The organism is Parabacteroides goldsteinii (assembly GCF_020091425.1).
Classification (GTDB): domain Bacteria; phylum Bacteroidota; class Bacteroidia; order Bacteroidales; family Tannerellaceae; genus Parabacteroides; species Parabacteroides goldsteinii.
Genome location: NZ_CP081906.1, coordinates 5,867,603 through 5,887,298, shown reverse-complemented (window position 1 = coordinate 5,887,298; position 19,696 = coordinate 5,867,603). Strand labels below are relative to the sequence as shown.

11 protein-coding genes are annotated in these 19,696 nt (G+C 41.8%); 5 read left to right on the top strand and 6 right to left on the bottom strand.

The features are described 5' to 3' along the window. Window positions 1-181: 181 nt before the first annotated feature. The 4 genes from K6V26_RS24150 to K6V26_RS24135 form a co-directional block, all read right to left on the bottom strand. Window positions 182-1,675: a RagB/SusD family nutrient uptake outer membrane protein gene (locus K6V26_RS24150; protein WP_122326966.1), complete on the bottom strand. Its 1,494-nt coding sequence runs from the start codon at window positions 1,673-1,675 to the stop codon at window positions 182-184. 23 nt (window positions 1,676-1,698) lie between these two features. Next, complete coding sequence (locus K6V26_RS24145; RefSeq protein WP_224264102.1) at window positions 1,699-5,187, bottom strand: TonB-dependent receptor; 3,489 nt, start codon at window positions 5,185-5,187, stop codon at window positions 1,699-1,701. Between the two features lie 166 nt (window positions 5,188-5,353). Then, the gene (locus tag K6V26_RS24140; RefSeq protein ID WP_224264101.1) at window positions 5,354-6,334 is read right to left on the bottom strand and encodes a FecR family protein; all 981 of its coding nucleotides are present in this window, start codon (window positions 6,332-6,334) and stop codon (window positions 5,354-5,356) included. A gap of 120 nt (window positions 6,335-6,454) precedes the next feature. Then, window positions 6,455-7,000: an RNA polymerase sigma-70 factor gene (locus K6V26_RS24135; protein WP_009860118.1), complete on the bottom strand. Its 546-nt coding sequence runs from the start codon at window positions 6,998-7,000 to the stop codon at window positions 6,455-6,457. 347 nt (window positions 7,001-7,347) lie between these two features. Between K6V26_RS24135 and K6V26_RS24130 the strand changes: the two genes are divergently transcribed. Further along, complete coding sequence (locus K6V26_RS24130) at window positions 7,348-9,318, top strand: TlpA family protein disulfide reductase (RefSeq protein ID WP_224264100.1); 1,971 nt, start codon at window positions 7,348-7,350, stop codon at window positions 9,316-9,318. A gap of 270 nt (window positions 9,319-9,588) precedes the next feature. Here K6V26_RS24130 and K6V26_RS24125 read toward each other — a convergent pair whose 3' ends face one another. Further along, window positions 9,589-12,738: a hypothetical protein gene (locus tag K6V26_RS24125; RefSeq protein ID WP_224264099.1), complete on the bottom strand. Its 3,150-nt coding sequence runs from the start codon at window positions 12,736-12,738 to the stop codon at window positions 9,589-9,591. A 103-nt stretch (window positions 12,739-12,841) separates the two neighbouring features. Between K6V26_RS24125 and ribF the strand changes: the two genes are divergently transcribed. Genes ribF through K6V26_RS24110 form a run of 3 tightly spaced genes read left to right on the top strand, consistent with a single transcriptional unit; the run spans window position 12,842 to window position 16,184 of the window. Beyond that, window positions 12,842-13,804 (top strand): riboflavin biosynthesis protein RibF, encoded by a 963-nt coding sequence (gene ribF / locus K6V26_RS24120; protein WP_224265875.1) that lies wholly within the window; start codon window positions 12,842-12,844, stop codon window positions 13,802-13,804. A gap of 36 nt (window positions 13,805-13,840) precedes the next feature. Continuing rightward, on the top strand, window positions 13,841-14,896 hold the full coding sequence (locus K6V26_RS24115; protein WP_224264098.1) for a M20 family metallo-hydrolase: 1,056 nt from the start codon (window positions 13,841-13,843) through the stop codon (window positions 14,894-14,896). A gap of 4 nt (window positions 14,897-14,900) precedes the next feature. Then, on the top strand, window positions 14,901-16,184 hold the full coding sequence (locus K6V26_RS24110) for a lipopolysaccharide biosynthesis protein (protein ID WP_224264097.1): 1,284 nt from the start codon (window positions 14,901-14,903) through the stop codon (window positions 16,182-16,184). Between the two features lie 64 nt (window positions 16,185-16,248). Here K6V26_RS24110 and K6V26_RS24105 read toward each other — a convergent pair whose 3' ends face one another. Beyond that, window positions 16,249-17,916 (bottom strand): nucleoside kinase, encoded by a 1,668-nt coding sequence (locus K6V26_RS24105; protein WP_224264096.1) that lies wholly within the window; start codon window positions 17,914-17,916, stop codon window positions 16,249-16,251. A gap of 83 nt (window positions 17,917-17,999) precedes the next feature. On the opposite strand from K6V26_RS24105, the gene K6V26_RS24100 reads away from it, so the two are divergent. Continuing rightward, window positions 18,000-19,691: a Na/Pi cotransporter family protein gene (locus K6V26_RS24100; RefSeq protein WP_224264095.1), complete on the top strand. Its 1,692-nt coding sequence runs from the start codon at window positions 18,000-18,002 to the stop codon at window positions 19,689-19,691. The last annotated feature ends 5 nt before the right edge of the window (window positions 19,692-19,696 follow it).

The window sequence follows — 19,696 nt, the reverse complement described above, 5'->3', positions numbered from 1 at the left end:
TTTGCAGAATAAAAATTATTATGAAAGAATATTTGTGTATCATAACGAAAAAGAGAGGTATTCAGCGTATGTGAACAATATTTACTATGATAAAATAAAAAAATCTTTATGCAGTATTATTGATTTCTAACAATACTGCACAAAGATCTTATAGAATCAATAGTTACTGATAAGCGTACTATCAATAACCCGGATTCTGGATAACAGTACCCTTACTTTCATTAATAATGGACTGGGGTAACGGCATCAGGTTCATGTAATCCTGAGCGGTTACAGATCCTCTGTATTTACGGGCGTATTCAATGTATTTACCATGACGGATCAAGTCTGTACGGCGGGCACCTTCAAACCATAGTTCATGACCACGTTCTTCCAGTACTTTTTCCAGAAAATCATCGACACCTTTGATATCGGAGAGATTATAGGTAGAAATACCAGCACGCGAACGTACCATATTTAATAAGCTGACAGCTTCTTGCGTCACAGCATTACTATTACGGACAATAGCCTCCGATAATAAAGTAATTACATCTGCATAACGATATACGATCCAGTCTATCTGGCTTTCTTCACCGGTTGCTGCAGGGTCTTCTCCGTATTTAACCGGCATCGCTCCTGTTTGTAATACAGTACCCGGATTTTCTTTATTATAAAGTTTACCATCTGTCCCAACAAATTCACCGACCAACACTTCTAATCGTTTATCGTTTTTATCGAATGTTTCATAAAAGTCCCATAAAACGCGATAACCACCCCATTTCTGGATGCTTTCATTCTTTGTCGGATACTGACTGGAGAGAACATGAGCCTGCCAAAGTTGCTGATTTACACTGCTGCTACAGATCGCAGCCCAGATCGTTTCAATATTTCCTTCATTTTCCAAAGTGAAAATATCCTTGTAATTATTCATCAGTCCATATCCATATTCCGGTTTCATCAATTCCCGTCCGCATTCTTCTGCTTTTGCCCAGTTATTTTCATGCATATACAGTTTCATTAATACTGTATAAGCCAGACCTCTGGTAAAACGTCCGTAGTTGCTATCAGATGATTTGTAAGTTGCAGGTAACACCTCTATCGCTGCTTTCAGATCATTCTCAATGAATGCGACCATATCTTCTTTGGATACGCGGGATATAATTATTTCCCCTAACGGATTATTCAACTGTTCCAATGTCGGTATCTGAATGGGACCATAAAAATCGTATAATATATAAGCTAACCATCCCCGACCACAGAGGACTTCAGCCTCTAATCGTTTTTTAGCTTCATCTTTCATTTCGATATTTGATATACGATCTAGAGCTAATGTCATTTTCCCAATATAGTTGATATAATCTTTATAGATTTTTGTTGGGCAGTCGGATGATGGAGTAAAATTTACTTCCAATAAATCAGGCCAGTAAACATCATTCCACTGACAATAACCTATATCAGTCGTCATTTCTCCAATAACATGAATGCCACCGTTAGCTGCTGTGAAAAGACCGCTATACCAACTTGAACGAAAGGGGGCGTAAGCGGCAGCTGTAACTAATGCATTGGCATCATTTTCGTTAACGGGGAAGATATTCGGATTAATCACATCATACATTTCTGATTCCAGATTTGTACAAGAGGGTAAAAATGCGGTTGTTGTCAACGACAAGGATAATATATATAGTAACTTGTTCATATTATACTCAATTTAGATTTTAATTAAAATGTTATATCTAATCCAAGGCTGAAACTCCTAACGTTCGGATAAGCCCATACGGAATTGTCTGTTTCCAGGTCAAGCCCTTTGTAGGGAGTAATTGTGAACGGATTATTGATATCTGCATACACACGGATATTAGATAAAACTTTCTTTGACTGTTTCATCGGTATCGTATATCCTAAAGTAATGTTACGGCAACGGATGAACCAACTTTTTTCAAGATAGTAGTCACCAATCTTACCCGTACTTGTGCTTCCTGCAGAAACCGGACTCTTATCCTGAAAGTATCCCGGACGAGTTGCCGAAGTATTATCGTGAGACCATACATCTTTAGATGAAACAGGCATATTGTACCCCCGGTACATATTTACAATACCTGTCATACCATCAGCTCCGGTTAACCACAAGTCTTTATAAGAACCTATATTCCATAGGGCAAACTGTCCGTAGAAATAGATATTGAAATCAAAATTCTTATAACGTAACGTATTGTTGAATCCTATCATATATCCAGGATCTTTACTGCCATAAATAACCATATCTGCTTCATCAATCTTCCCATCAGGTTTACCACTTTTTACCGGAATACCGTATTTATCAACTTTTAGTGTACCGTCTTCATTATATACATAACCATCCAAATCCTTGATCTTTACCTGACCAGGTACTGAGCCTGCCATCCAGTCTACAGTTTCTCCTTCCTGGATTAAGCCATCGGACATGTATCCGAAATAGTAACGGATCGGTGCATCGTACTGTGAATAAGCTGCCGGTTTCCATGACGCATCACGAGTTTTCCATTTATCACGATAAAAAGAGAATGTAAAATCCGAATTCCAACTAAAATCTTTTGTATCAATATTCTTGGTATTAATTGTCAATTCAAATCCTTGACTTTGCGTTTCACCTATATTAGCGGCAATTTTGCTTACTTCATTATAAGATAATAATGTGCGTTCGCTCAGCAGATCTGATACGACTTTATGATAGTATTCAGCCGTTACATTCAAACGGTTATTGAAGAAACCTAAATCCAAACCGACATTCCATTCAGTAGTAGTTTCCCATTTCAGGTCAGGATTACCCATTTGGTCCAGATAAACACCGACTGACTCAGTTCCTCCAAATTCATTATTATTGCCGGTTTTGTAATAGGAAATCGCCTTATTACCAATATTGGAATTACCGGTCTGACCATAGCTCAGACGTAATTTACCATTCGATAGTACGTTTGTTAACGGACGCATAAATTCTTCTTCAGTAAATCTCCAACCTAAAGCAACAGATGGGAAATAACCCCAACGGTTATTTTGGGCAAAGTTGGAAGCCCCATCGGCACGTAATGTGGCTGTCAGTAAGTAACGATCTTTGAAAGAATAATTTACGCGACCGAAGAAAGACGCCATTTCATCTTTGGATGCAGAAGAACCAACACTAGGCTTCGGATAAGCTCCTGCTCCCAGATTATTGTATAAGAAACCGTCAATAAGAAACTGACTGTTTCCTGCTGATAAAGATTCATCAGTGAAACGCTGAAAAGAATAACCGACTAGTGCATTCAAATTGTGATTACCAAATTGTTTTGCATAGTTGGCAGTTAATTCTAACAGATAATCTGATTTATCATACTGGGCAATATCTGCTTGCCCGTCTTTTTTAGCTCCATAAAGAGTTGTTTTAGGCAAATACACCTTGTGTTTCTGATAATTACGATCAATGCCAAGATTCGCTTTTAAAGTCAAATCTTTGATAGGCTTTACTTCTATAAAAGAAGTAGCCAGTAATCTTTCCTTGGTCGTTTTGTCTGTTATGTCAAGTAATGAAACCGGATTCGGTAAAAATGCAGCTTCGTCATTTAAAATATATTCGCCGTTTTCATCTCTAATGCCTAGAATTGGATTAAACTGAGCTGCAGCCACCATGATACTGGCATTTTCATTTTGTCCGGAACCTAATGGGACATTGTTCATCTGATTTCTTGACAATGTCAGATTTACACCGACTTTTACATATTTGCTGATTACCTGTTCCAGATTCATGCGACCTGTATAACGTTCCATATCATTATTCTTCACTACTCCGTTTTGCTTGAAGAAGTTACCGGATATTAAATACTTTGTCATATCAGTTCCACCATTAATTGAAATATTATGTTGGGTCTGAAAACCTGTACGGGTAATTTCATCAAACCAATTTGTATCATTTGTTGGATTACTAATCTGAGCATCTGTATAACGTGGGGTATAAGTAGAAGAGGCTTCCGATTCATTTTTTCCTCCATAAATACCTATTTTATTATCCTTCATCCATTGTTCGTATTGATAGCAATTAGACTGGATCATAAAATCTTTTGCATCCAGCATATCGTAAGAATTAGCGAGGGTTTGAACACTGGCTGTTCCTGAATATGTAACAGTGGGAGCACCGGTCTTACCTTTTTTAGTAGTTATAATGATTACACCGTTACCTGCACGTGCACCATAAATAGCGGTAGAGCTTGCATCCTTCAATACTTCGATAGACTCGATATCATTCGGATTTATAGAAGCCAGGATATTATCGGTTGTTCCGCTTGAATATTTTCCTGTTTTGATTTTATCCTCATTAGGAGTACTTATGGGAAAACCATCGATAATAATCAACGGATCATTACTTGCATTAACAGAGGCAGCACCGCGAATACGGAAATTTGTACCTCCACTAGGTTGTGCACTTACAGCGCTCACCTGCAAACCGGCAGCTTTTCCGGCCAGGGCATGGCTGATAGTCGAAACAGTTCCCACCGGTGCGTCATCCATTTTGACAGAAGCAACAGCACCTGTCAGGTCTTTTTTCTTCATCGTGCCATAACCGACGACAACAACCTCCTCCAGTGCTTGTGTATCTTCTTTCAATAATACATCAATTATACTTTTACCCTTTACTGCTATATCTTGTTGGATATATCCTATAAAAGATATTTGCAATACGGCATTTTCCGGAACCTCGATCGAATAATTACCGTTTACATCGGTAGTTGTTCCGTTGGTTGTCCCTTTTTGGATAATGTTTGCTCCTGCAATCGGTCCAAAAGTATCATTCACTGTACCGGTTATTTTGCGGTTTTGTTGTATTATGCCTGTTACAGGTGATGATATTTCTGTCGTTAATACTATATGGCGATCTTTAATGGTATATTTCAAACCTGTTTTAGTGGCGATAGCATCCAGAACATCCTGGATATTTGCATTTTTCTTTGTAATAGAGATTTTCTCATTTTTGTTTATCTCTTCCAGATTATAGAAAAACAGGAATTCAGACTGTTTTTCTATTTGTTTCAGTACATATTCCAGTGTCTCATTTTTAATAGAAAGACTCAATTTGGTGGTTTGTGCATAAGTTGCTGCTACCATTTGTGATAGACAAACAATAAGCATTAACACGGTTAGCTTCATAATTTTAATAGTTCTTTTCAGGTTTACAGAAACAACTATACGTTGATAATTCATACTTTTGATTGTTTTAAGATTAAACACATTTTCCACGGCAATGGAAGTTTAATTGAATCACATACTTTAGAAAAGAATATCCGGCAAGATATTTTTTCCCTTCTTTTTTAATTACTTACGTTATCCACTCATACTATTGAATTTAAAAGTTAACTACTCTTATAACTTATCTTTCCGAAATCGTCACATGATGGTCGTCAATCTTATATTTGACCGGAATAGATAAATTTATTATTTCCATAATATCTTTAATACTCTGTCCCCGATAGAAAGTTCCGGTGAAAGTACGCTTATTCAATGTCTTAGAACTTACAGCAAACTCTACACCATAAACGTGACTAAGACGATCTAAAATTGCTTTTAGACTTTGTTCATGAAAATAATAATAACCGGAAGTCCACGATACAAATTGCCGGGCATCCACTTTTCGAAGGATAGCAGATTCTGTATTCCGGTTATATACAAACTGCTGGTTGGATTCCAATATCGTTTGTTTAGCAATATGCATTGTTGTCAGACGAACTGATCCTTCCAGCAACGTAGTGATTGTCATAGAATCCATTGGATAAGCCATTACATTGAACTTGGTTCCAAGGGCTTCGATATCCTGTTCTTTTGTCTTTACAATAAAAGGTTTATTCTTTTGTTTGGCGACTTCAAAATATGCCTCACCTTCCAGATATACAATACGTTTATCTTTTTCAAAATTCTTATCATAATGGAAAGTCGTTTTTGAGCCAAGACTAACATGTGTACCATCTGGTAACTCTATTACATCTGCCTCCAGGCCGTCACCTCCTATATACTTAGAATATAAAGTCTTGTCGTCATCACGGATAAATAAAAAGAAAACAGAACTAATCGCCACAGCTATCAGGGCCACCGCTGCATAGCTACTTATTTGGTACCAAAGATTGAACCGGCGAGTTTGTGAATTTTTCTTTTTATTAAGCAAACGCTGCCAGCTGGAAGCCGTATCCAGCGGTTTTCCTAAAAACAGACCGGCATCATACATTGCTTTGATTTCAAAGAATGTCTCTTTGTTGGAGGCACTCTCATTCACCCAATCGTAAAAAAGGTCTGTTTCTTCTTTGGAAAGATTACCTTGCAAGTAACCTATAACTAACTCTGTATAATCATGTTCCATACTATTCCCCTGTAATTCGTCGTCTTTAGTGACTTAGTCCTTTATGAACTTATAACGAATGGGACATGAAAAGTACTCACACGAAAACAAACTTTTTTTAAAATAAAAAAATGCCCCCTTTTAAATCAAGGTAAAAAGATAAAAGAATAAATGAGAACAGTGCTTACGGAGGTAAAGCAAGGAACGATACAATTGGTTCTCTACCGTACGGACAGATAAACCCAGCTGTTCAGCGATCTCAGCAGCTTTCATTCCTTTCAGATAAGAGAGACGGAATATTTCCTGGCTTCGTTCTGGTAATTCCGCCACTTTCTTCATTAGAAGCTCTAACAAATCTTTCCGCATGAAAAGTTCGTCGGACGATTCGAAATAATCCAATTCTTCCAATTTTAGCTGTACAGCACGGTGGTCAAGTATCTCCTGCTCCATGTTAGAACGACGCAGATGGTCGATGCAGGCATTACGCACAGCTACAAAAAGAATCCTTTTCAAATCGTCATCAGGAAGAAGGAAAACCTGCTTATCCCATAATTTCAGGAAAACATCATGCACAATATCCTCTGCAAAGAATCCGGAGACAAACTTGCCCGCAAAACGAAGCAACATAGGCGCATATTCCATATATATGCGCTGATAACAATTTGTCGTCTGATCTTTTACTTCCATTTTGCAAACTTATTAAAAATCTCGGAAAACGCCCTGTCCCAACTCTATTTTAACGCTATACCCTTTATAAAACACCTATATGCATCTGCCGAAAAAATTATTGAATCCTCCAATCTGTACACTAATCGGGGCAATAGCAACCATCCATCAAAATATTCAACTACAGGAATTAAAATTCAAAGGCAGCAAGCAACTAAAAGATAAAATATCTGTTAAAGCCCCCATAGTAAACAATAAAATAGGATAAAAACAGAATAATACCATACCCAAACAAGCTGTTTATAACTACTAAAACCTATCTTTAGCCTTATAAATTAACGAAAGGATAACATTTAAAACATTCCGATATGAAAAAACAAACAGTCATCCTATTCTTACTTCTGGGTCTCAGCCATACAGCATTCGCCCAACGCGTCATTGAAAACCCTGCTTATGAATTTAAAAGCACAGGTATCAATACAATCACTCAAATAGAGCGAAACAAAGAAAACACACGAGTACAAGTACATTGCGAATTTATTCCCCACTGGTGGATTTCTTTCGACAGTACTACTTATATCAAAGATGCGGATACCGGAAAGAAATATTTTCCGATCGGAATCGAAGGAACCGAGTTCGGTAAAAAAACATTTATGCCTGATTCCGGCGACTCCACATTTGTCCTGATCTTTCCTCCTTTCGATAAAAAAATGAAGAAATTCGATTATATCGAATCAGATACGGGAGAAGGTTCAATCTTCGGAATCTCACTGAAAAAAACAAAAGATCAGAAGAAGAAACCGGTGGAAGAAAGCATATACGGGACATGGGAAGATATGGAAAAGCAGCTGGCAGCAGAAGCTGATCCGTCGACCGGTTACGGAACCGACTTCTTCCGGAAAGACACAGCCCATTTACGCGGTTTTCTAAAAGGATACGATCCCAGAGCCGGCTTCAGTACCGGCATGATTTATACTGGTAACGAACTAACCCGCGAAGACTATCCGACTGTCATACAAATCCATCCTGACGGACGTTTCGAGGCTGACTTTCTTTTAAATCATCCCTGGGAAGGTTATATCTCTTTCAAAAGGACTTCCATTCCATTTTATATCGAACCGGGAGAAACCTTATTTATTTCTCTCGACTGGGAAGACTTCCTGATGGCAGACCGATATCGCGATCGCCGGTATGAGTTTAAAAACATAGATTTCAAAGGAGCCTCAGCCGGAATAAACAAAGAACTTAACAAGTTTAAAGTGAATACTTTCAATTATCGGAATTTCGAAAAGCAACTAAAAACCCTTGCCCCGGCGGAATTTAAACAACAGCAATTGAACGCTTTGAAAGAGGCTGATAACTCACTGGCAGAAAAGCTGAAACAAAATGCTGTTTCAATCAAAGGCCAGCAATTACTGAAAAATAAAATACTTCTATCATTTTACGGAGCTTTGTTTGACTATGTTATGACACGAAGGTATTACGCCTCTCAGGACTCTACCAATGAAATCCTGAAACAACCGATTCCGAATGATTATTATAACTTCCTTCCGAAGATAAATAGTAACGACAAAAGTTTACTTGTCTCGAATATGTTCAGTTCTTTCATCAACCGTTATGAATATATGGGACCTTTCAACAACGCAGATATGACATTCACCCCCGAGAATAAGCTTGAAATGTTTAGCAAGGGATGGTTACGCAAAGATTCTGTCTTACGGAATGAATTGCAAGTCACGCCCGGTCTGCTGTTTGAGATTGCAAAAACCCGTTCGCTGAATTATGCACTAGAGATGCTTACACCCAAAGAAGGACATTTGCTGGCTGAAGAAATAAACAACAGTATCTCAGAGCCTTTCCTGAAAGAAGAAACGATGCGTATGTATGCCAAGAAATTTCCGGAAGGAGAAAAACAAGCCTATAAACTTCCGGAAGGGAAGGCCACGGATATTTTCCGTAAAATGACAGACCCGCACAAAGGAAAATTCGTTTTAGTCGACTTTTGGGCTACTACCTGCGGACCTTGTATTTACGGCATTAAACATATGCAGCCACTAAGAGACAAATATAAAGGAAGTCCGGACCTCGCCTTTGTCTATATTACAGATACAGGCGGTTCTCCGGAAGAGTCTTACAATAAATTTATTTCGGAAAATGATATGGGTGACAACCTGTTCCGTTTGCCGGAAGATGAATACAACTATCTGCGTCAACTATTCAAATTCAATGGCATACCTCGTTATGTCATGCTGGATCGGGATGGGAATGTGGTCGACGATAATTTCCCCGGACACAACGCAGAGTATGAAATACAACAACTATTCCCAGATAAAAAGTAACCATCTCAAAAGAGTTCATCCTCATTGAATATACCTGTTAAGAGGGTTTATCAGAGGTACTATTTATCAGAGATAGATAATGCAAATCTTATCAGATATGAATTTGCCCTTTCCCCATGCCTATGGGGATTTTTCCCCACAAGCATGGGGAATACGCCCCACCAGTATGGGGAAAATTCCCCACGCTAATAAAAACGTGGGGAATTTCTTACAGGAAAAATAGAGGAGAATATTCTATTTTAAATCAACTTGACAGAGATACCTTATTTTTCAATATCCAACCGTAATCACATGAACAGAAGGACTATCCAGCACAACAGTGGTTGTCGTTCCTGTTTCTGCATTAAAACAACGGATTGTATCTTTCTCCGTATTCTGTACGGTTACTTTCCAACTGTTACCTTCTTTGTTTATGCTTAAAATATCCGTCGTATTACTACCGGGATTAATCGCTAAACCGTTAGCGCAATGAACAGTTTCGATATGATAACGTCTGACATCAACAGGGAATTTCTTTCCGTTATAAACGAAGGTTGCCGTATGTTGCTGTTCAGCACTTTGCCAGTCGGTGTTCAACAAATAAATTGTGCGATGGTCTTTGTTATCCCAAACTGTGAAACCTACAGACGGAGCAGATTCAATCCAACCGAAGGGAAGTTCCTTGTTCACGGTTTCCGTAGCTAACTCACGCATTGTTTCTTCATACTGGCTTCTCAAAGACGATTCTGCCGGATAAGCAGCCTGCGGGAAGTAGATGATCTTTCCTGATCCGAACGGGATAACGGTCTTTCCATTCAAAGACTTGTAGTTATCGCCCAACATTTCACGGATAACCGCATCGTTAGTCGGGAACTTTGCCGGCTGGTCAGGTTGAAATTCGGCATTCAGATGGGCGGCCGTCAGGACAAGCGTTCCGCCGTCAAATACATAGTTGCGGATGCGGAGGAAATCGCTTTCATCGAAACTGTTCCAGCCAAGGAATACCATTGCCTTATATTTATTCATCACATCTTGCGGAGCCTCGATAGGCAGAATGTCGATAGTCCCGTAAGGCGTAGAGGTGAACCAACCGTTAGGACCGCAACCATCCACGATATTATTGGGATAGAAGACTTTCAGGAGGTCAAAACTTTCCGTAGCCTTATTAAATTGCCATTTGTCGCCCTTCTGTGACCATAAGCTGCCGCGACCGAACGATTTCCAGGCATCATTCCTTCCCTGGATAACAGCAACGTTACTTTTCAATTCGCCGCGACGGGTATGTGTTTCTATGAAATCCAGCACACGATGCTGTGCATATAAATGCTCTTTGCCCGATTGGGAATAACGGTCGTTGGCATATTCATCCAGCCACAAGGCTTCTTCCGTATTCATATGGGAAGAACCGTGCATATAGGCTACGGCAAGCGACATATACAAACGTAAAGAATGTTTCGGGTCGGTAAAAGGTCCTGAACCCCATTGCATAGCATGCAACGTTCCGTAATCCCGTTTGCTGTAAGCACGTGAAGCACCGCGCAACGAAGACAGGATAATTTCTTCAGGGCCGTACATCTGCTCGGCTCCCAGCCAGTTATAGCCAGCCTGATACAAATAACGGAACAACGTGGAAGGACCTGTATGGCGGCTACTTTCTCCTTTTGAGTAACGGAAATTCTCAACCAGCTTGCGGGCACCGTCGGCCATATCCTTGACACCATACGGGTCATAATGGATAAAGGTTCCGTGGTCAGTATAAATCGGGCGATGTTTAGCAAAAATACCGCCGTAAGGACGGTTACGGGCAGCCATATCCGAGAAGACTCCTTGATACAGGAAATGTTGCCAGTAATAATAACCGCCGTCATTTTCGTGCGCCTGTTTTCCGCGGAACATCGGGGAAGCCAATGTTTCCAAATCCGGGTTGATACGTTTACCGGCCAATGTACGGCCTTCTACCTGCCAGGCATAAGGAACCCGAAGCTTATTCAGCAAACCGGTATAATGACGGATAACTTCGGGACGGGCAACGCGGAAACCGCTCCACTGATAGGAAGGACGGAACTGATACCAGTTTCCGACCCGCTGGGAGATATACCATTTAAAGAAATAATCATAAGGCGCATATTCCTTATCTATATAAATCTCATCCCCGGAAGAAATGTAAACCTCATCCGGTTCCTTTTCTATTATCTGACGAATTGTTACTTCCGCTTTACGGCTTCCGTCATCAAAAATCATCGGAACGGCGGAAGCATAATTGCCGGCACGGAACTCAATCACGTGCAAACCTGTTTCTTTTAATACCACTTCCTGAGACGCCGGGATAACAGAAGACGGAGCCTGTACCTTCAAACGGACATCCGGCTTATTCGTTTCTACCAGTACACCGAAAGCCGCTCCGACAGAAACATATTCAGGCACGGAAACAACTTCAAAATCACGGGCACTCTCTTCGATAATCTCCAGCGAACGGAGTTCATAAGAATACGCTGCACGGTTATCCTCTTTGAGCAAAGTCAGTTTCAAATCACCGTTACCCCGCACGGATGCAGGCAGAAGGATATAAAAGTCCGCTATATCAGAGGCTCTGTCGAAAATATTTCCTTCGTAAACAGTCGTACCGTTGAAATCCAGTTTCCAACGTGGCCAGCTGCGGGTAGAAAGGTTACAACCGGTCCAGTAGTTATAATCGTCTGTCTTATCGGCAAACTTAGCAAAAGGTATGGAGCAGACCTGTTTCTTGTTCTGCACCAATCTGGGTGCCTCCACCCAGCACTCGCCACTGAAATGAGTTCCCCCGATACGTAAAAAGGCACATGCGACGTTATCAGGAAGCACGAATGTTTGCGTTACTTGTTGATATTTGCCGGAGCCTGCGGGTACCGGGAAATAAAGCAACGAATCCGGGCAGTCGTAAATATCGTCTTTATAGCGTCCGGGCTTTTTATAAAACAATTCTATCTGTACACCAAAGTCACCACCCGCAGAAACGGACAGGTCCTGACGTTTCACAACCGGCAAGGTCACCGTCAGTTCACCGGGTTTCAGCAAGTCACCCGAAATACGGTAATAGGCATGCCGCTCGAAGTTATTATCTTCTCCTTTAAAATACAAGGAATACTTATCTTTCTTCACATGGACGGAATCCAGATTGTCGTCGATATAAAATTCCGACCGCCTGAACATTTCCTCTCCCCTTTTTTCAAAAGGAGCCGGCATTTTTACTCCGCCGACAACACGAAGGAGTCTACGTACAGGATAGGCTTCCTGTTTAAACGAAACTGTTTCGGAAACACTGCTTCCGGAAGTTAACAAATGAACCTTTTCACCACCGGAAGGTGTGAAAATCACCGTTCTGTTCTCAGTCTGCACACCATCGGCAAAGAGATAGGAGACGGATAAAAGCTGGCAAATCAGAAGATAAAAGACTTTTTTCATAACTAATACTCAGAGATGTCTGTTAATAAATCAGGTCAAATGTACGACTAATTTCCATTGGTTTTATGTACTTTTGCCTTTTCATTGAATGAATAGAAAGAAAATGATCGTTATCAGAGATACGGATTTATTAAAAGGGAAAAGACTGGTTGCTACTATCGGTTTCTTCGACGGAGTTCATCTGGGACATCGGTTCCTGATCAATGAACTGAAGGAAGTCGCGAAGACGAAAGGCCTGCCTTCGGCCGTTATTACCTTTCCGGAGCATCCGCGTGCCGTATTGCATTCGGATTATCAGCCCAAATTACTTAATTCATTTGAGGAAAAACTGGAACAACTGGCTACTACCGGCATAGATTACTGCATCGTTCTCGACTTCACGGTGGAGCTATCCCGCCTGACAGCACAGGAATTTATCAGTTCCATACTGGCGGAGAAATTACATATAGCCGCTTTACTGATCGGTTACGACCATCGTTTCGGCCATGACCGGAAAGACGGTTTTGAGCAATATGTTGTTTATGGCGGAGCCTGCGGGATGGAGGTAATCAAAGCATCGCCTTACGACGAAGGACGTACGGCTGTAAGTTCTTCCGAGATCAGGAAATTATTGACAGACGGTGATGTGGAAGATGCCGCCCGGTTACTCATCTACCCTTATCAGCTGCGGGGAACGATTGTAAACGGTTATAAAGTCGGCCGCAAACTGGGATTTCCAACAGCCAATATACAGGTGGACGAACCTTTTAAAATTGTACCGGGGATCGGGGTTTATGCAGTCTGGGTCTATCTGAAAGGAGAGAAATATAAAGGGATGCTCTACATCGGCGACCGTCCTACGCTTCAGAATGGCGACAATATTACACTGGAAGTGAATATACTGGACTTCTCCGGAGATATCTATAATAATGAAATAACTGTTGCGTTTATATATTATGTACGGGGGGATGTCAAATTTAATTCCCTGGAAGAACTGATAGAACAACTCGGACATGACAGGGAGACGGTGGACAGGCTATTGACGGAATGTAACACACCCCCTGCCCCCTCTCAAGAGGGGAGTTGAGATACAACGGGTAACTAAACTCAATACACTGAATAGATGGAACTTTACTACGAAGCAATAGATACTTTGAAAGGGATGATCAGCCGTCCCTCCTTCAGCCGGGATGAAGCGGCTGTAGCCGACTTCTTACAACAGACATGGCAAGCTGCGGGACATACGGTACACCGTAAAGGGAATAATCTATGGATTGTTTCTCCCGGTTTCGACCTGAATAAACCGACGCTGTTGCTGAACTCACATATCGACACCGTAAAACCGGCCTCCGGCTGGACGAAAGACCCTTTCAATCCCGAAGAGAGCGAAGATGAAAAGTTATACGGCCTGGGCAGCAATGACGCCGGGGCAAGCGTAGTCTCCCTGTATTCGGCTTTCACACTACTGACCGGAAAAGAACAGGCTTATAATCTGATTTTCCTGGCATCCTGCGAGGAAGAAGTATCAGGAAAGAACGGATTGGAAAGTGCACTGGCAGACCTCCCGCCCATCGCTTTTGCCATCGTCGGCGAACCGACCGGCATGCAGCCAGCCGTTGCCGAAAAAGGATTGATGGTACTTGATTGCGTAGCAATGGGAAAAGCCGGTCATGCTGCCCGTAATGAAGGAATCAATGCTATCACATTGGCAATAAAAGATATTGAATGGTTCAACACCTACCAGTTCCCTGAAAAGAGCGACTTCCTGGGACCGGTAAAAATGAGCGTTACAATTATCCATGCCGGCACACAACATAACGTTGTTCCCGACCGCTGCGAATTCACGGTCGATATACGTACAAATGAATTTTACCCCAATGAAAAACTGTTCGAGCTGATCAAAGAGCAAGTGAAATGTGAGGTAAAAGCACGCAGTTTCCGTTTGAACTCAACCCGTACGGAACTGGATCACCCATTTGTACAAAGAGCCATCATGATGGGAAAAGAACCGTTCGGTTCGCCTACGCTCAGCGACCAGGCACTCATGCCGTTCCCTTCCGTCAAGATAGGCCCGGGAAACTCCGCCCGTTCGCATGCGGCAGACGAGTATATCGGCCTGATGGAGATCAGGGAGGCGATAGATACGTATGTCCGTTTACTGGATGGATTGAAATTATAATCGTATGTTGAAAAAAATACTGGGGACAATTGGAACACGCTATCTGATTGCCTATCTTAATCTGATGCTCATTTTCATTAATGCCAAAGCATTGGGTGTGGAAGGGGTTGGCCTGGTGGGTATCATCCTGGCTTCAATAAATATAGCCGTTGTATTCAATGGGGTACTTTCAGGCAATACGATCGTATATTTTATGAACCGTTATTCCATACATACTATTTTGTTCCCGGCTTATGCATGGCCTCTGATAGGATCCGGATTAGCGTGCGCCTCCATGTTACTGTTCGGACTATTTCCAAAAGAGTACCTGACAGATATATATGTGCTGTCATTGATCTCCTCTTTTATTACAACCAACGCCCGCTTTCTGCTGGGCAAAGACAGGATTACAGGATTTAATCTGACTTATATGCTGCAAGGCGGATTATTGTTCTTCATCCTTTTATACTTTTATTATATAGCAGGAAAACAAGAAGTTTCATCCTATATTTACGGATTATACATCACTTACGGCATTGCTTTCATCGGCAGTCTGATATTACTTTTTCCCTTTCTGACCAAAAGAGAAAATAAGCCTACAAACAAACCGTTTATCGCAATCCTAAAAGAAATGTTTACCTATGGACTTTGGGGTAGTGCCGACAATATAGCCGAAGTACTGACCACCCGGCTAAACTATTTCCTGATCCAGCGGTTTGCCGGACTGGGTAGTGTCGGATTACTCGATGCCGGGACAAAAATATCGGAAAGCGTCTGGCACATCAGTCGGAGTGTCAGTTTCATCGAATACAGCAGCGTAGCACAAACGACCAATGCAGGAGAACAAAAAAGGACTACATTAAAACTATTCAAACTTACCTTCTGTGCAATTACATCTGCAACCATCTGTATTCTGTTTATACCGGAATGGGTTTACACCGATTACCTGTTCAGCCCCGAATTTACCGGCATGCGAAAAATTATATTCGGCTTGTCCATCGGAATTATTGCATTAGGGTGCAACAGCATACTCAGCCATTACTTCATTGGAAGCGGGAAAATACGTTATAGTGCAGTCAGTTCATGCGTCGGACTTACAACTTTATTCATAGCAGGTCACATACTGATACCTGTTTACGGTGTCGTCGGCTCAGCCATCAGTACCAGTATTGCGTTCTGTGCCATGTTGATATTCTCAGTTACAGTATTCTGCCGCCAAAACCAAACCAGGCTAAGCGAATTCATTCCCGATAAAGAAGATTTTCGGGAACTGATAAAACGGATACGGGAAAAACTCGAAACAAAATAAAAGGGCGGCATACAGATACTCTCTGCATACCACCCGCTTTTCTATTATAATTCAATCTGTTTTCTTAATACCGGAAACTTCCTCCCCCCAGGAACTCGCGTAAAAGCGAAGTGCCGGGCAGGCCGACGTCCGGAATATAATTAAAGTAACGGAGGAAACGCAACAGGCGGTAGGCTTCTGCGTTTTCCTCATCGCTCTCACGTACTTCGGCCAGGATCGGTTCGGCAAATTTGCGTAAAGCCGCCAACTCATACAGCATGGCGCTGTTAAACATAGCGTCCGCATTTTCCTGGTAAGGGAAAATCCATTTGTCCTCTCCCCGGCGCACACTCGGCCAGCGGGCAATCGTGTCTTTGGCCGAATAACCGCGGAAACGGTAATCACGGATGATACGACGCAACAGACGGTTATCGGTAGTCGGTATCCAGTTATGGTTATCCAAAGAGATGGATGTCAGAACGGAAACATACACCCGGTATTTATATTTATCCTCTATCATGGATGTCAGTTCCGGATTCAATGCATGGATACCTTCAATCACCAGGACTGAATTTTCACGCATCTTCAGTTTCTTACCTTTATAGATACGTTTACCCGAACCAAAATCAAAAGTAGGCACTTCTATTTCTTTCCCCGCCAACAAATCCTTCATCTCGCTGTTAAAATAAGGCAGATCGAGGGCATAAAGCGACTCGAAATCATAATCGCCCGTCTCGTCTTTCGGCGTATCTTCCCGGTTGAGGAAATAATCATCGAGCGAAATAGCCACAGGATGGATCAGATTCGTTATCAACTGGACTTCCAAACGCTTGCAGAAAGTTGTCTTTCCGGAAGACGAAGGTCCCGAGATCAGAACAATACGGACACCATCTTCATATCTCTTCGCAATCTCTTCCGCAATCTTAGCAACCTGTTTTTCCTGCATTGCTTCCGAAACCATTATAATTTCGGAAGTATGCCCCTTCTCGATAGCCCGGTTCAGGTCGCCCACATTATTCAAATCCAATGTGCGCTGCAAAGTCAGATGCTCTTTATAAGCCTCGAACATCTTATCCTGCGTGATAGCCGGCTCCAGTTCCAGCGGATTACTTCTCTTCGGTATCTGAAGCAACACCCCGTCGAAATACGGAACGATATCGAACAACTGGATATAACCGGTGGAAGGCGTCAGACAGCCATAAAAGAAATTGATATAGCCATCCAGTTCATAATACGAAGTGTAAGGCATCCCGGCAGTCTCGATCAGACGCGCCTTGTCATTCATTCCCCGTTCACGGAAAAGGACAGCCGCATCCACCGTCCGGACTGTTTTATGCAGGAAAGGCATATCGGCATCGATAATTTCACGCATACGCTTCTTGATCTTGTCGATTGTTTCAAGATCGATCTTTTTGCCATTATGGATTACACAGTAGTAACCTTTCGATATCGGATGTTCCAAATTTAATGTTGCGGAAGGCAACACATCATTGACCGCCTTTGAGAAAATATGACAAAGGGAACGGACATACGTACGCAACCCGGAAAGCTGAGTATAATCCACAAACTCAACATCTTTCGGATGCCAGCAATGGAAATTCAGGCCTTCCACCTTGTTATTCACTTTTGCATTCATCGGGCGGTAACGCAGAGGCGCCCCCATCATCGTATAAATATCCAATAAAGAGGAGCCGATTGGTACCTCTTTATAAGTATTGTTATTTTTGCAATAAATTGTGATTGTTTCAGACATATTATATCAGTTATTATTTGTAGTTTTGCTGCCTAAAGTTAGGAATATTAATCGGATATACTTCCAGGTATAACTATTTTTTGATGGATAATACAATTTTTACCGTACTTAAACTGCTCGGTTCGCTGGCTCTTTTGATGTATGGAATGAAAGTTATGAGTGAAGGTCTCCAGAAGTTAACAGGAGACCGTCTACGTAATATCCTGGGCGCCATGACTACAAATCGGTTTACCGGATTGCTCACGGGAGCATTCGTTACAGCCGCTGTCCAGTCATCCACCGCTACCACCGTTATGACCGTTAGTTTCGTAAACGCCGGTCTTCTTACCTTGACACAAGCTATATCCGTTATTATGGGAGCCAACATAGGGACGACAGTCACTGCGTGGATTATGTCTGTCTTCGGTTTCCAGTTTAATATGTCCAATGTCATTTATCCCCTGTTTGCATTATCCCTCCCCTTAATATTCTCTAAAAAAAGCGGACGCAAGTCATTCGGTGAATTCGTTTTCGGGTTCGCTTTTATGTTTTTAGGACTAACGACTTTGCGGGAGAATGCGATGCACATGGACCTGGAACACAACCAGGTACTCCTGTCTTTTATCGCATCCTGCAAGGAATGGGGAATGTTTTCCGTACTGTTGTTCCTGCTGATCGGAGGCATTATAACAATGGCGGTACAGTCGTCAGCGGCCGTTATGGCTATTACATTAATATTATGTTCAAGCGGCGTATTAGACCTGTATCTGGGTATTGCGCTGGTGATGGGAGAGAACATCGGAACGACGGTAACCTCCAATATCGCGGCTCTCACCGGTAATGCACAAGCACGAAGGGCGGCATTTGCCCATTTCATATTCAACTTTTTCGGGATTATCTGGGTGCTCTGCATCTTCCACCCGTTTATCGACGCCGTAACGAATCTTGTCAATTACCTTGCTCCCAATACGCCCAAAGACATTGCAATCACCTATATGTTGTCGGCATTCCATACCGCATTTAACATTTGCAACGTACTGATATTAATATGGTTCATTAAACCGATTGAACGATTGGTTTGTTTAGTGATCAAATCAAAGCCGGAAGACGAAGAGTACCGCCTGCGTTACATCACAGGAGGTTTGCTTTCTACCGCTGAATTGTCTATTCTGCAAGCGAATAAGGAGATATCCCTTTTTGCCGAACGGACAACACGCATGTTCAGCATGGTAAAAGATGTGTTTTACGAGAAGGACGAGGACACCTTCATGAAAACGTATAACCGGATTGAAAAATACGAGAACATCAGCGACCATATGGAGATAGAGATAGCCAACTATCTTACCCTCGTTGCAGAAGGCCGCCTGAGTTCGGAAAGTAAAGAAGAAATCCGTATCATGCTACGTGCCGTATCGGAAATAGAAAGTATTGCCGACTCCTGTAACAATCTGGCTCGTACCATCAAACACAGGAATGAAGGGAAGTCTGTCTTTACCGACAAACAGAACCACAGCATAGACAAGATTTTCGAACTGGTGACTAAATCGTTGTATCAAATGAACTCGATACTGAAAAAGCCGGAATTGTCGCACGACGACATCAACCCGTCTTACAATATCGAAAACGAAATAAACAATTATCGCAACCTGTTGAAACAACATAATGTAGAAGATATCAATAATAAGGAATACCAGTATCAGGACGGGGTATATTATATGGATATCGTCAGCGAAGCTGAAAAGCTGGGAGATTATGTCCTGAATGTTGTACAGGCTGTTATAGAGAAGAAAATATAAGTATG